Source organism: Gardnerella vaginalis ATCC 14018 = JCM 11026 (assembly GCF_001042655.1).
Taxonomy (GTDB): domain Bacteria; phylum Actinomycetota; class Actinomycetes; order Actinomycetales; family Bifidobacteriaceae; genus Bifidobacterium; species Bifidobacterium vaginale.
Map to the genome: position 1 here is coordinate 1,250,319 of NZ_AP012332.1, position 14,129 is coordinate 1,264,447.

The 14,129-nt window shown below is 43.8% G+C and carries 18 protein-coding genes; 5 read left to right on the plus strand and 13 right to left on the minus strand.

Features of this window, described 5'->3' with window-relative positions; all coding sequences use genetic code 11:
* Positions 1-473: 473 nt before the first annotated feature.
* From rplI to infC, 11 genes are all read right to left on the minus strand, one after another.
* Positions 474-920, minus strand: coding sequence for a 50S ribosomal protein L9 (rplI, locus tag GAVG_RS04870; protein WP_004117309.1), 447 nt, complete (start codon positions 918-920; stop codon positions 474-476).
* 16 nt (positions 921-936) lie between these two features.
* Entirely contained in the window at positions 937-1,185 is a 249-nt protein-coding gene (gene rpsR / locus GAVG_RS04875; RefSeq protein WP_004105399.1) for a 30S ribosomal protein S18, read from the minus strand.
* Positions 1,186-1,390: 205 nt separating this feature from the next.
* Positions 1,391-2,032, minus strand: coding sequence for a single-stranded DNA-binding protein (gene ssb / locus GAVG_RS04880; RefSeq protein WP_004112976.1), 642 nt, complete (start codon positions 2,030-2,032; stop codon positions 1,391-1,393).
* Between the two features lie 74 nt (positions 2,033-2,106).
* Positions 2,107-2,403, minus strand: coding sequence for a 30S ribosomal protein S6 (gene rpsF / locus GAVG_RS04885; RefSeq protein ID WP_004112977.1), 297 nt, complete (start codon positions 2,401-2,403; stop codon positions 2,107-2,109).
* Positions 2,404-2,575: 172 nt separating this feature from the next.
* Positions 2,576-3,592 carry a ribose-phosphate diphosphokinase gene (locus GAVG_RS04890; RefSeq protein WP_004112979.1) on the minus strand — a complete coding sequence of 339 codons (1,017 nt, stop codon included), beginning with the start codon at positions 3,590-3,592 and terminating at the stop codon, positions 2,576-2,578.
* A 67-nt stretch (positions 3,593-3,659) separates the two neighbouring features.
* The gene (locus GAVG_RS04895) at positions 3,660-4,682 is read right to left on the minus strand and encodes a ribokinase (RefSeq protein ID WP_009994848.1); all 1,023 of its coding nucleotides are present in this window, start codon (positions 4,680-4,682) and stop codon (positions 3,660-3,662) included.
* Positions 4,683-4,763: 81 nt separating this feature from the next.
* Positions 4,764-6,128 (minus strand): PFL family protein, encoded by a 1,365-nt coding sequence (locus GAVG_RS04900; protein ID WP_004117303.1) that lies wholly within the window; start codon positions 6,126-6,128, stop codon positions 4,764-4,766.
* A gap of 19 nt (positions 6,129-6,147) precedes the next feature.
* Complete coding sequence (locus GAVG_RS04905; protein WP_004112985.1) at positions 6,148-6,441, minus strand: ACT domain-containing protein; 294 nt, start codon at positions 6,439-6,441, stop codon at positions 6,148-6,150.
* Positions 6,442-6,809: 368 nt separating this feature from the next.
* Positions 6,810-7,193, minus strand: a complete 384-nt coding sequence (rplT, locus tag GAVG_RS04910) for a 50S ribosomal protein L20 (RefSeq protein ID WP_004114536.1) — start codon at positions 7,191-7,193, stop codon at positions 6,810-6,812.
* Between the two features lie 56 nt (positions 7,194-7,249).
* Positions 7,250-7,444 (minus strand): 50S ribosomal protein L35, encoded by a 195-nt coding sequence (gene rpmI / locus GAVG_RS04915; protein ID WP_004112988.1) that lies wholly within the window; start codon positions 7,442-7,444, stop codon positions 7,250-7,252.
* Positions 7,425-8,159, minus strand: a complete 735-nt coding sequence (infC, locus tag GAVG_RS04920; RefSeq protein WP_013399724.1) for a translation initiation factor IF-3 — start codon at positions 8,157-8,159, stop codon at positions 7,425-7,427. The genes rpmI and infC overlap by 20 nt, the downstream gene beginning before the upstream one ends.
* Before the next feature lie 301 nt (positions 8,160-8,460).
* Between infC and GAVG_RS04925 the strand changes: the two genes are divergently transcribed.
* From GAVG_RS04925 to GAVG_RS07615, 5 genes are all read left to right on the plus strand, one after another.
* Positions 8,461-9,198, plus strand: coding sequence for a thiamine diphosphokinase (locus GAVG_RS04925; protein ID WP_004112993.1), 738 nt, complete (start codon positions 8,461-8,463; stop codon positions 9,196-9,198).
* 175 nt (positions 9,199-9,373) lie between these two features.
* Entirely contained in the window at positions 9,374-10,429 is a 1,056-nt protein-coding gene (gene gap / locus GAVG_RS04930; protein ID WP_004112995.1) for a type I glyceraldehyde-3-phosphate dehydrogenase, read from the plus strand.
* A 110-nt stretch (positions 10,430-10,539) separates the two neighbouring features.
* Positions 10,540-11,040, plus strand: coding sequence for a Cys-tRNA(Pro) deacylase (gene ybaK, locus GAVG_RS04935; protein ID WP_004112997.1), 501 nt, complete (start codon positions 10,540-10,542; stop codon positions 11,038-11,040).
* A 47-nt stretch (positions 11,041-11,087) separates the two neighbouring features.
* Complete coding sequence (locus GAVG_RS04940) at positions 11,088-12,047, plus strand: aldose 1-epimerase family protein (RefSeq protein WP_004112999.1); 960 nt, start codon at positions 11,088-11,090, stop codon at positions 12,045-12,047.
* 102 nt (positions 12,048-12,149) lie between these two features.
* The gene (locus GAVG_RS07615) at positions 12,150-12,224 is read left to right on the plus strand and encodes a 50S ribosomal protein bL37 (protein ID WP_369803150.1); all 75 of its coding nucleotides are present in this window, start codon (positions 12,150-12,152) and stop codon (positions 12,222-12,224) included.
* Positions 12,225-12,558: 334 nt separating this feature from the next.
* Here GAVG_RS07615 and GAVG_RS04945 read toward each other — a convergent pair whose 3' ends face one another.
* Both GAVG_RS04945 and GAVG_RS04950 read right to left on the minus strand, forming a co-directional pair.
* Positions 12,559-13,347, minus strand: a complete 789-nt coding sequence (locus GAVG_RS04945) for a zeta toxin family protein (protein ID WP_029600575.1) — start codon at positions 13,345-13,347, stop codon at positions 12,559-12,561.
* A gap of 38 nt (positions 13,348-13,385) precedes the next feature.
* Positions 13,386-13,859: a helix-turn-helix transcriptional regulator gene (locus tag GAVG_RS04950; protein ID WP_004113003.1), complete on the minus strand. Its 474-nt coding sequence runs from the start codon at positions 13,857-13,859 to the stop codon at positions 13,386-13,388.
* Between the last annotated feature and the right edge of the window lie 270 nt (positions 13,860-14,129).

The following is a 14,129-nucleotide window of genomic DNA, read 5'->3' on the forward strand; positions in this document are numbered from 1 at the left end:
TCCTAGATATTCAGAAGGTTTGATGTATTTCTATACGAGCAATAAAAGAGGAGCGTAGCGACGGGACTTGCGAGGAGAGAAATACATCAAACCTCGCGCAACAACAAATGGGTAATATCGCTCGCGTTATATTTGCATCACGAGCGAGACAAATCTAACGAAATTAAGCCAAAAAACGTTACAAATATCTCATCAATGATGCAAATATAACGAATTTGGGTCAAAAAACGTTACAAATGCCTCACGAGCGAGACATATGTAACAAATCTTGGGAAAAGCACAAAGCGCTCAGGCAGGTCGATTCGCACGCAGAATAATAAAAAGCTCTGTGTGAGTCACAGCAAGTAAAACTCGCCACAACTCACACAGAGCCAATGCTTAAGATCAATCCAAATGGATTGCCTCCCAACGCAAATACAACGCAAATCCTACAAAACTCGCAACACTCGCGTGGGAAGCTGGAACACGTTTAACTACTCAGCTACAACCTTAACAGTAAAGGAAGCGCTGATTTCTGGGTGAAGAGCCACAGTTGCTGGGAATTCGCCAGTGGTCTTGATTGCAGCAACGCTAATAGCGCGTGCTTCAACGGCGGCCTTTGGTGCCAAAGCAGCAGCAATCTTATCGGCGGAAATACCACCGAAGAGCTTGCCAGACTCGCTCACCTTAGCGGCGATTTCTACAACAGCGCCTTCGATTGCGGCCTTAGCTGCAACAGCCTCTTCGCGAGTGGCAACAGCCTTAGCCAAGCGAGCGCGGCGCATTGCTTCAATCTGGGAAGCAGCACCCTTATTCCATGCAAAAGCTAAGCCTTGTGGAATCAAGTAGTTACGTGCGTAACCAGCCTTAACAGTAATAACGTCACCAGAGTGACCCAAGTTTGCAACGGTCTTGGTGAGAATAACCTTGGTTTCTGCCATGTTCTTATCCTCTCAATCAGCGACCAGTGGTGGCGTATGGGAGCAAAGCCATTTCGCGAGCGTTCTTAACTGCCTTCGCGATCTTGCGCTGTTCCTGTACGGTTACACCAGTAATACGACGGGAACGAATCTTGCCGCGGTCCGAAACGAACTTACGCAACAAAGCAACGTCCTTGTAATCAATTTCAGTAATCTTGGCAGCCTTCAAAGGATTTGGCTTCTTTTTGAAAGGCTTGACCGGTGGTTGCGGCCTCTTACGTGACATAGGATGTCCTCTCTCAAATGCGTTATAAACATTTATTTTTGTTTACACGCTAAACTGATGTTTTTAAGTTTATAAAAGTCAATTTTTAGTTAGATTTTAAATCAAATTCTAAATTATGTTTTAGATTAGACTAACAAGCGCCCAACTAGATAGTCGCAAGCAACCGCGGATTAACCGCCATTATCTCGCCTAGTAAGCTAGTAAACTAGAACTCTGGCTCTTCGTCTGATCCACCAAAATCGGAGCTGGCTCCAAACGTTGCAAATCCGCCATTTGATGGAGCAGAAGCACTCCACGGGTCTTCAACGTTTACGCCCTGATTAGCGCCATTTTGCGCATTCATTCCAGCACCAGCAGCCGCACTATTCGCATAATTCGCGCCGCCAGCATAACCGCCAGTGTATCCACCAGCATTCATACCAGCTCCAGCACCAGCGCCCTGATTGAATCCATTATTGTTCCCAGCAAAACCGCCTTTAGAGCTCAAACGATTAACTTGAGCAGTAGCAAATCGCAGGGATGGCCCAATTTCATCAATCATCAAATCGATGCTGTATCGCTTTTCGTTGCTGTTTTTATCAACGTAGTTGTTTGCACGCAATCTGCCCTGAACAATAACACGCATTCCCTTTGTAAGCGTTTGCGCGCAATGCTCAGCTAAGTCTCCCCATGCAACACATCTAAGCGATAATGGTGTGCCATTAATGTAGCTATTTGTTCTTCTGTCAAAAGTCGAAGAATTAGACACAATTGTGAAAGAAGTTCTAACACTGCCGTTAGAACTGGTGGCAGTTTCTGGCTCTTTAGCCAAATTTCCAATCACCGTTATAACAGTTTCTCCAGCCATTGCAGCCTCATTCCCTACTTTAAGACTTTTCTTACTTTGAGATTTTAGAACAAAAATCCAACTTTATTTTGACTTTACTTTGCGTCCTTGCGAAGAATCTTCGTGCGGACTACAGATTCGTTAAGATTCAAAACACGGTCAAGCTCGTCGCTAAGAGCTGGCTCAGCAGTGTAATTCACTACAACGTAGTTGCCTTCAGTCTTGCCGTCAATCTCATAGGCAAGCTTACGACGACCCCAGTAGTCGGTACCGTCAACGGAACCGCCCTCTTTGGTGACAAGCTCAAGATACTGCTCGGTCAACTTCTTAAGACCGCGCTCATCAAGCTCTGGATCGGCAATGAACATCAGTTCATACTTATGTGCAGACATCACCCACCTCCTTCGGACTATTCGGCTGTGGAATTTCCACAGCAGGAGTGTGTTTGCAAATCGTTCGCAAATTAAGTTATTACGCAATATTTTTTGCATATTTAATTTTACGAACAACCTATTAAGTCTACATCATGCTGGCGACTCGCCACCGCGCAGCTAATCAACAACACTAATGAGCGTAAATATTTCTGTGCTTCATGTCTTCTGGAAGTGCGTTTCTAAGCGAAACAAGCGATCCAGACCTGAACACAGACCTAATTCCAGCAGCAAGAAGAGGTGCAATCGAAAGAACCGTCATATTCTCTAAGCGCTTTTCTTCTGGAACAGGAACAGTGTCTGTCAAAATGATTTCGCGAGCTCCGCAACCTTTAAGTCGCTCTACGGCAGGTCCTGAAAGAAGCGCATGAGTTGCCACCAAAGTAACAGACTTCGCACCTGCTCCTCTAAGCGTGCGAACAGCTTCGCAAATCGTGCCGGCCGTGTCAATCATATCGTCTACAACAATGCAATCTCTGTCTTGAATATCGCCAATAATTCCGTGCGCTTCCGCGTGATTTGGCCTTGTTGTATCTCGAGTTTTGTGAATAAACGCTAACGGCAATCCACCAAGCTTTGCGGCCCACTGCTCCGAAACCTTGATTCGTCCAGCGTCTGGAGAAACAATCGTAGTGTTTTCTAGGCTCATAGTGTTACGAACGTAATCAATCAACACTGGCATTGCTGTTAAGTGGTCTACAGGTCCGTCGAAGAATCCCTGCTCTTGAGCCGCGTGCATGTCAACGGTAAGAATCCTTTTAGCTCCAGCGGAACGGAATAAGTCAAACATAAGCCGCGCTGTAATTGGCTCACGACCTTGATGCTTTTTATCTTGACGCGAATACCCAAAGAAAGGTGCTACAACGTTTATGCTTCTAGCGGATGCTCGCCTTAAAGAGTCAACCATAAGTAGCTGTTCCATAATCCAATTGTTGATTGGATCGGTGTGCGCTTGCAAAACAAAAACGTCTGCACCTCGAACTGGCTGCGTAAAGCGCACATACATTTCTCCGTTTGCAAAATCGTAGGCAGTTGTTTCTAGAACGTCTATTCCAAGGTATTTGGCAGTTTCTTCCGCAAGTTGCGGATATGCTCTACCCGTTACTAGCATCATTTGCTTTTTTGGAGTGCCTTCAAGAATTGTTGACATATCTGCCTTCCCATTTGCAAAATCGGTAAAAACGCATACTAACCTAGTCTATCAGCATACAGCGCCACTACTCAAACGCACGAACCACCTGTTGCGCGCTGCCGTAAGACGATTGCGCTCCAAATCCTGTTGCTGCGTACGCAGAAACATATGTTGCCACTTGCGCACTTTGAGCTAAACTAAATCCAGCTGCAAGTCCTGCCAAAACGGTTCCCATAAATGCGTCACCGCATCCCGTGGTGTCTACTGCAGAAACTTTTTGCGGGCATATACGAACAGCCTTTTTACCATCTTCCGCATTGTAATCTAAAACAACAGAGCCTTCTGCACCAAGAGTCACAACTGCCTCGTCGAAACCATACTCGTGCATAATGCGCGCCGCATCAAACCAGTCAAAATCATCCCAATTGCCATCTTCTGGCTCGTGAATTTTAAGCAATTGCGCCATTTCATGCTCGTTTACAAGCAGTATGCTTGCGTTTTCAATCAGATCACTTGGAAGCGTGTTTACAAACGGCGAATTATTAAGTAAAACTTTTACACCAGCTGTGCGCGCAATTTTTGCAGCCTCCGTTACAGTTTCCATTGGGCTTTCAAGGCACAATCCTAAAACGCTTGCACTGCTAATAGCCTTCTTAACATCTTCTTGACTAATATATTCCACACTTACTTTTGCATTAGAACCTGGAGCATAGACGATTGTGTTTTCGCCAGCTTTTGCATCTACTGTTATTACTGTTGCGCCACTTTTTATGCCTTCTACACGTAAAATTTTAGACGTGTCTACACCTGCAGATTCTAGCGTGTTAAGAAGGAATTCTGCGTTTTCGTCGCTGCCTACAGCACCAAACATTTGCACATTCGCGCCGATTTTTGCTGCAGAAACGGCTTGATTCCCAGATTTTCCTCCTGGTAGTACTCGCAAATCACTTCCGTTTACAGTTTCTCCAGGATTTGGAAGACGGTCGGCAACTATTGTGTAATCTGCGTTCATGGAACCTAGTACAGCAACATGATTTTGACTTTCGCCTATTTTTTTAAGCGCGTTAGCAAGATTTTCGTTGCTTAACGGAGTAGTTTTTTCTATCATAGAAACCCTTTCATAAATATTCATAAATATTCACAGATATTCACACAATTTTAGACGTCGTCACTTTTAGACGACATCGCCCTAATTTTTAAAGCTATGCACAGGCGCTGGAATTCGCCCACCGCGCGAAACGAATTCCTCGCAGCTTTCGGTGTTTACTGGCATAATCGGAGCATACCCCATTAAACCGCCAAAATTGGCCATTTGCCCAACGCTTTTCCCTTCTACAGGGATTATGCGCACAGCAGTTGTTTTTTGATTTATCATTCCTATTGCTGCCTCATCCGCTATCATTCCAGATATTGTTGCAGCTGTTGTGCTTCCAGGAATTGCAATCATGTCTAAGCCTACAGAGCATACACACGTCATTGCTTCTAGCTTTTCTATTCTAAGGCAGCCTGACTTTGCCGCAGCAATCATGTTTGCGTCTTCCGAAACAGGTATAAACGCGCCAGAAAGCCCACCAACGTAGCTGCTAGCCATTATTCCGCCTTTTTTAACTTGATCATTAAGCATTGCAAGAGCGGCTGTTGTGCCAGGAGCGCCAACAGTAGAAAGTCCGATTTTTTCTAAGACTTCGCCTACGGAGTCTCCCACGGCTGGTGTTGGCGCAAGCGACAAGTCGATTATGCCAAATGGCACCCCTAGCCTTCTAGATGCCTCTTGCGCAACCAACTGGCCTACTCGCGTAATCTTAAAAGCCGTGCGCTTAATCGTTTCGCACAAGAACGCAAAATCCTTCCCGCGCGCCTCGTCTAGCGCGCGCGAAACCACGCCTGGTCCAGATACGCCAACGTTTATCACAGCGTCTCCTTCTGTTACGCCGTGGAATCCACCTGCCATAAACGGATTATCGTCTGGAGCGTTGCAGAATGCTACGAACTTCACACATCCGTAGGAGTCTCGGTCTGCAGTTGCCTGTGCGATTTGTTTGATTACTCGCCCAAGTAACTCCACGCAATCCATGTCAATTCCAGTGCGTGTGGAACCTACGTTTGCGCTTGAGCACACAATATCTGTCTCACTCAAGGCTTTTGGCAATGATTCTATAAGCATGCGGTCGGCTGTTGTCATGGATTTTGCAGGCAGCGCTGAGTATCCGCCGATTAGATCCACTCCAACTTTTTTAGCTGCTCTGTCTAGCGCGTGCGCAATTTGCACAAAATCGTCTGGGCTTTTGCACGCAGAAGCTCCAACTAGGCTTATTGGTGTTACGGTTATACGCTTGTTCACAATAGGAATTCCGTAATCGCGTTCAATCGCGCAGCCCGTGCTGACTAAGTCTTTTGCAATGCGCGTAATTTTGTTGTACACGTTTTCGCACACTTTTTGCATGTTCGAGTCCGTACAATCTAGCAGGTTTATTCCCATTGTTATGGTTCTAACGTCGAGTTTTTCTTGCTCGATCATTGAGTTTGTTTCGCTCACTTCCATAATGTTTAGCATGGGTTTCTCCTACTAATACCTAGATTCTGTGCATGTTTGTAAAAATTTCCGCGCGCTGGCAGTGTATGCGAACGCCGATTTCTTCGCCTAGTTTTGCTAGTTCTTCCGCTAATTCGCCAAATTCTACGCTTATTTCATTTACGTCTACAATCATCATCATGTTAAAAAAGCCATTGACGATTGTTTGAGATATGTCTAGGATATTCGCTTTGCGGCTTGCTAAATGTGATGTTACTTTGGCTATGATTCCTACGGCATCTTTGCCTACTACGGTGATTACGGCTTTGTTTTCATCATGATTAGTGGTGTTCATAATCACTCCTATTGGCGATTTTTCTCTTTTATTGGTCTTATTATTTTTTTATTTTTTATTTTTATTAGGCGCAAAACCCTTACCGACCGACGGTTGCTGGCGACTCATCAGCACGTCACCTGATCTGTTTCGATCTAGTAAAGCGCTGGTTTTTGCTCAATGCTTATACTATTGCCCGTTATGTATAAAACGCAACATACATAATACATATGCAAAATACTTATACAAAAACCCGCCACAATGGGCGGGTTTAATATAAAAACCTAGCTAAACTATCTATTTAGCTTAATCTATTCAGCCTAATCTATTTAGCCTGACTAGTCAGCTTAGCTAGAATAGTCAGACCGAACAGGCTAAATCAAACTAAATCAGGCTTCTACTGGAGCATTCACATCAGCTGGCAAAGCAGCCTTAGCAGCTTCAACGATTGCCTTGAAGGTTTCAACGTCGCTAACAGCGAGCTCAGCCAAAGCGCGGCGATCCAATTCGATGCCAGCCAAACGCAAGCCCTGAATGAAGCGGTTGTAGGTGATTCCTTCTGCGCGAACTGCAGCGTTAATACGCTGAATCCACAACTTGCGGAAGTCGCCCTTGCGAGCCTTGCGGTCGCGGAAGTTGTAAGTAAATGAGTGAAGCAGCTGTTCCTTTGCCTTACGATAAAGACGGGAACGCTGACCGCGATAACCCGAAGCCCTATCAAGAACAACGCGACGCTTCTTGTGAGCATTAACTGCGCGCTTTACTCGTGCCATAAGTATTCCTCAGCTTTCTTAAAAAATCTTTAATTGCGTCTTCGCTTTACTGCAACTTACTTAGCCAGCAAGCCCTTCAAATTCTTGCTCTGTGCTGTAGCCAAAACTTTATCTGCAGACAAAGCACGACGCTTGCGAGCAGACTTATGCTCCAAGTTGTGGCGCATTGCGCTACCATCGTGCATTACCTTACCAGTGCCGGTAAGGCGAACGCGCTTGGACGCTGCGGAATTAGTTTTCATCTTCGGCATTGCTGCCCTCCTTATGATTCTGATCAGATTCTACAGAAGCTTGTGCTGCGACTGCTGCCGCATCCTGAGTTCCTTGCTTTGCTGCAAGACGCGCTGCCTGGCGAGCCTGACGTTCTGCGCGCGATTCAGCGCCTCTACGACGCTGCTCAGACTGAGTATGAATCTTCTTGCCCTTAGGAGCGAGAGTCATTATTATGTTACGACCCTCCTGCTTAGGGGCAAACTCAATAGTTCCACTTTCGGAAACCTCATCTGCAAGCCTACGCAATAACTCAACTCCGCCGATAGGACGCGATTGCTCGCGACCACGCAGCATAATGGTGACTTTAACCTTATCGCCGCCATTTAGGAATCGAAGAACATGACCCTTCTTAACGTCGAAATCATGATCATCAATCTTGAGTCGGAAACGAATTTCCTTAATCTCAGCTGTGCTTTGATTACGACGCGCTTCACGAGCCTTAATCTTCTCGTTGTACTTGTACTTACCGTAGTCAATAAGCTTGGCTACAGGAGGCTTAGCAGTAGGTGCCACCTCGACGAGATCGAGGTTCGCTTCCTTTGCCAGGTTCAACGCTACCGAGGTCGCGATGACCCCCACTTGCTCGCCTTTCGGACCGATAAGGCGTACCTGGGAGACGCGAATCTCTTCGTTAATGCGTGGTTCGTCGCTAATGATGACTCCAATCCTTGTTAAAACAGTGGAACAGCACACCAAAAGGCAAAGATAAATTCAAGTTCACACATCAATCAAAATAAGCACGCAACCTAAATTCATAGCCGTGCGGCTTTGTAGCAATAAATAAATGCCACGTGACCGAAGTCATGAACCCGAAACCACTTTGGGCTTCCAGGTGGGATATACCACTTTCTTGATTACTCAAGCCAAATGTCTATTCTACTTGGAGCCTTGACATTAATCAATGCCAATAATCAACCGTGCTCAAAAATACTAAACAAATCGCAGTAAAACACGCAAAATAAACGCAATTCCACGCGCGCGATATTATGAGACTATGGAGCCTTTAAAGCGCTGCGTTGTTTTAGCAGCTGGAGATTATTACGACCATACGCGCGAACATGTTCCTGATCGCGCTTTAACTATTGCGGCAGATGGTGGCTGGGATCATGCGTGCAGACTCGGCTTGCATGTTGATGCTCTAATTGGTGACTTTGATTCTGTGCGCTTAAAGCTTCCAACAGATGCTGCCATTACGCGACTTCCCGCCGAAAAAGATGATCCAGATTTGCTTTCTGCTCTTAAAGTTGGCTGGGCTAAAGGTTCTAGAGAATTCCATATTTTTGGCGGCTTAGGCGGTCGCGTCGATCACACGATTTCCAATATTCAGCTTATGGTTCGACTTGCCGTTAGAGGCGGAATTGGATTCTTGTATGGAGACGGCACGATTGTTACAGCAATTCACAACGGTTCTCTTGACTTTCCTGCATCTAATGGTCACGAAGGCCGCATGGTTTCTGTGTTCTCACACACGCCCGTTTCTAGCGATGTAAACGAGATTGGTCTTAAATATCAACTTCAGCACGCAACTATGTATGGTGATGCCGTTCAAGGCTTAAGCAACGAGTTACTAAACGATACTCCTGCACATATTGACGTTCATGAAGGCACTCTTGTAATCACATTCCCTATAGATGCTCCACTGCCGCAAGTCAGCTGGTTTAAGCGGCCAGTTGGCGATTTGGGAGATATAAACACTAGCATTTCAAGCGCTCTCGCTGTGCCATCAAAATAGCGTAAATAATCGCAAATTTGCGGTGTAGAGAGCAAAAATGCCTCGTAATGCGTCGTACATACCGCACATTAAAATGAACATGTTAGTTTAAATAACGAAGACCAAAACGTATTGTTAAAAATCGCGAAAAATCGCTAGAACTATGCGTTAAGGTTTCACTCAAGGGAGATCCCATATGACAGTCAAGATTGGTATTAACGGCTTTGGACGTATCGGCCGTTTGGCATTCCGTCGTATTTTTGAGCTTCAGGCTCGTGGCGGTCAAGCTGGCGATATCGAAGTCGCAGCCATCAACGATCTGACCACTCCTTCGATGCTTGCTTACTTGCTTAAGTACGACAGCACTCATGGCACTTTCCGCCACGACGACGGCACCCCAGTTGAGGTTACCTCCACAGAAGACGCAATCGTCGTAGATGGTAAGACTTACAAGGTTTACGCTGAAAAAGACGCAAACAATATTCCATGGGTTAAGAACGATGGCGTTGAGTTCGTGCTCGAGTGCACTGGTTTCTACACTTCTGCAGAAAAGTCCCAGGCTCACTTGAACGCTGGAGCTAAGAAGGTTCTTATCTCCGCTCCTGCTAAAGACGAAACCACCCCAACCGTTGTGTTTGGTGTGAACCAAGACATTTTGAAGCCAACCGACAACATTGTGTCCGCTGGCTCTTGCACAACTAACTCCATGGCTGCAATGGTTAAGCTTTTGCAGGATAACTGGGGTATTAAGTCTGGCTTCATGACCACCATCCACGCTTACACTGGCACCCAGATGATTCTCGACGGCCCACGCGGCTCCAAGCCACGCAACAACCGTTCTGCAGCTTGCAACACCATCGAGCACTCCACTGGTGCTGCTAAGGCAATCGGCAAGGTTGTTCCAGAGGTTAACGGAAAGCTTCAGGGTCATGCTCAGCGTATTCAGGTTCCAGATGGATCTGTTACCGAGTTGACCACTGTTCTCGAGAAGCCAGCAACCACCGAAGAAATCAACGAAGCCTTTAAGAAGGCATTCGAAAACTGCGAATACTTCGGTTACAATGCCGATAGCATTGTGTCTTCCGATATTATTGGCGACACCCACGGTGGCGTTTTCGATCCAACTCAGACCGATGTTAACACTGTTGACGGCGTAACTTTGGCTCGTACCGTTACCTTCTACGATAACGAGTACGGCTTTACTGCTAACATGATTCGCACCTTGCTTTACTTCGCTGAGATTGCTGAGTAAAGTTAGCGAAACACGGTAAAGCTAATAAAGCTTAAATAAAAGCTATAAACCCCTTGCGATGACTCATCGCAGGGGGTTTTCGCAAAACATTTTGCACACGGGGGGTAAAAATGAGCAAAAAACATGCTACGACAGGTAAAGCAACGCCAGCAATCGCACAGTTAGAAAACGCTGGAATTACGTTCCGCGTTGTTGACTATGAGCACGATGCAGACCACATGGATGATGGGTATGGCATGGAAGCAGCGCAAAAATTAGGCGTAAATGCTGAACAAGTGTGCAAAACACTTATGGTAGACACTGGGGAAAAACGCGTAGTTGGGATTGTGCCAGTAAACGGTAGATTGAGTATGAAGGCGATTGCTAGCGCAGTAAATGCCAAAAAAGCCAGTATGACAAGCCCAGATGTAGCCCAACGCGAAAGCGGCTACGTGGTTGGCGGAATCAGCCCATTTGGTCAGCGTACTCATCACGAAACCGTTCTGGATGCTAGTGTTATGCACTTTGATGAGATTCTTGTTTCTGGAGGCAAACGCGGTCTTGATGTTGTTCTAAATCCAAACGATTTAGTTAGCTTGCTTAACGCAACCGTAGCAGATATATTGGCTTAAGTAATACAATTCGTATTATTAAAAACGTTTTCACATAGGGGTGATTTATGAAATCGTATTCGCTACCACCGCGAACAGGCAACCAATACACGATTTGCCACAAAGATTACAAGGCTACAATAACACAACTTGGAGCTGCACTACGCAATTTTACTTGGAGAAATAGTGATATTGTTGTGCCATTTGAGGCTGACGAGTTACCGCCTTGCTACAATGGACAAATACTTATTCCTTTCCCAAATCGTGTAGATAAAGCGTCTTACAAGTTCCAAAACGCGTCTTATACTCTGCCTATCGACGAGCGAGATAGAGACACAGCTTTACACGGCTACGGATACCGCTCATACTGGCAAACTTTAAGCGTTACACAATCCAGTGTGAGTCTTTTATGGCGATCACCAAATATGGAAGGATATCCTTTTGACATTGTTACAATAGCCACTTGGGAGCTTGACGATTATGGGATTCATTTAACGTTGAATACAACCAATCATGGCAATGATGATGCTCCATGGGCTGCTGCAATGCACCCTTGGCTGTGCAACGGATTACAAGGGCATGGAGACGAGATTGATCAACTAAACTCTAAGTGCAAGCTTAAACTTCCTGCAAAAACGCATGTGCGCGCAAATGAACGTTTAATACCAGTTGGTACAGAAAGCGTAGACGGAACGCGATTTGATTTACGCGATAATCCATTTTTAGTTAATCAGCCATTTGATGATGCTTGGACTGATTTAATTAGGGATGACGATGAGTGGACTACTGCGATTTTTACGCGAGCTGACGACTTACAAATAGCGGTGAAAGGCGACAAAAGCGTAACATCATTCCAAGTGTGCACTGCAACTGGTTTCCCTGCAGACAAGCATCCTTGCGGAGTTGCTGTAGAACCACAGACGGCGTATGCGAATGCATTTAACACAGGAACAGACTTGACTGTTATAGCACCACAGGAAACTGTTGTTAACCAATTTAGAATTTCACCTCTGATTGAGAATATGTGATAGCTGCATATATGTGACATCTGGTGAAAGACAAAAGCTTGAACGTCTTGGCAATGTGCGATAATCCCTAAGGTTGTTCATTTTAATCGTTAGGAGTTTATTATGGGTATGCGTGGACGTAAGCGCAAGGCACGCCGCAAAAAGGCAGCAAATCACGGCAAAAGACCAAATGCTTAAGTTAGTGATTTATTAACCTTTATTTTTGGTGATTTTAAACTATTTTAAAAAAAAAAAACGAGCATATTCACTTTTATTGTGGACATGCTCGTTTTTTATATTAACTACGACAAGTCTTTCTTGATATTTCAACGAAAACTCGAGTTGTTGACACACCTTTTGCCGCTTATCTGAATTTTTTACCCCACAACTCTTCACTCTGCCTATCTCTTACCCCGCATTTGTTTATCAAAACGCCAAATATGGGAACAAATGCGGGATAAAAAAAAAACAAAATACTACAAAATAACCCACTCGCGCAAATCAACCACACTAATGCGAGCTTCTGCAAATTCTACAAACTTTTATCTATCAACTTGTCTAGTTCATTCAACCTATTCTTAGCGTGGCAAATCAACTTTTTCTCATCAATAGTTTTCTTGCCAAAGAGCACTTCCTTAAGAACACTAGCTGCTGTAATATTTGGACTATTTTTATACGAATCAGAATCATATATACATTTTTCGTCTCGCTTGTAAATCTGAATTCTGTCAAATATTTTCGATTGTTCTAATTTCAACAAGTTATCTACTATATTGTTCACAATATTGTCGTGATGATCCTTAGGAGTTGCCCTAGCACTTTTAGGATCTTCCAAATACATTTCCCTGTAGCGAATCAGCGTACTGATCCATGACAATTCAGGTTTTGTTGCAATGACAGCAAGAGAAATACGGTAACCACGATCTATCAACATTTTCGCAGTACTACTAGGAACTTCAACACTGCGCAAAGTACCTTCAATTATGAGATTATATTTTTTAGAACTTAACTCATCAATTAAGCTTCTCACCATTTTTGCTGAAAAAGCACTCGTATATTTAACACTTTCTTTACCGTATTTATCAAGCAACTCGCAATAATAAGGGTGTTGAGTCCTATAGCTATCAGCATCAAGGATTATTATGTTACCGTTAAATTCTTTTTGTTTTATTACATGAATGGTCGTTTTGCCAGCACCACTTTGACCACCGAGTAAAACCGCCTTAGGATGCAAATCTGCATGCTTATACATTTGTAAAGAACGTAAATTTCTTAACAAACAGTGAGTAAAATACTCTTCGCTAAAATCTTCTATAACCATAGCAAAATCACACTTACCCATATTTTTCTATAAGATTGTTAACTATTTTTATTGCAACTTACGTATTCAAGCAAGCGTTCTATGCCATCTAAATATCCGATATAACGATTTATATCTTCAAAATTTGTAGATGTATAAATCTTTGTATTAATTACATCTGATAAATCATCACTAATTGCAATCCATGCATTAGAAGAATCATCAAATTGTATATTCATACTATCCTCGTATTTATATAAACGAGCCAGTAAAAGTGCGCCACGCTCCTTTAAAACTTCAATCTTCATATTCAAATCGTATTTATCAGATGCAGATAATTCTTTTTCATGTACGATATCAAAAAGAGAAACCTTGAATTTATCACAAATCTTATCTATTAACCTAGTTGAAATAGCACTTGTACCATTTTCGTATCGCACAATGCTATTACGAGATACTCCTAATGCTTCAGCTAACTCTTGTTGAGTTATTTTTTTTGAGCGACGTAGTGCTCGAATATTCACAGAAACCATATATACGCCCTTTTATAAAAAATCTGCAATAACAATTAATTCAAAATTAAGATTTAAGATTTATTTGTGATATAAGCATATAACAAAAAACATTGAAGCACCAATTTTGGTGCAAAATCTTTACAAAATTTTTAAACTCTCACAACACATACAAAAATATTAAATTGCTCAATAATTGAAAATAAAAAGGGTCATAAGCCAAAATAAAAGATTTAAAGAAAACAAAAAGGCTCGGAGAGTTGACGCCCCTAGTAGCATCTATCTCCAAGC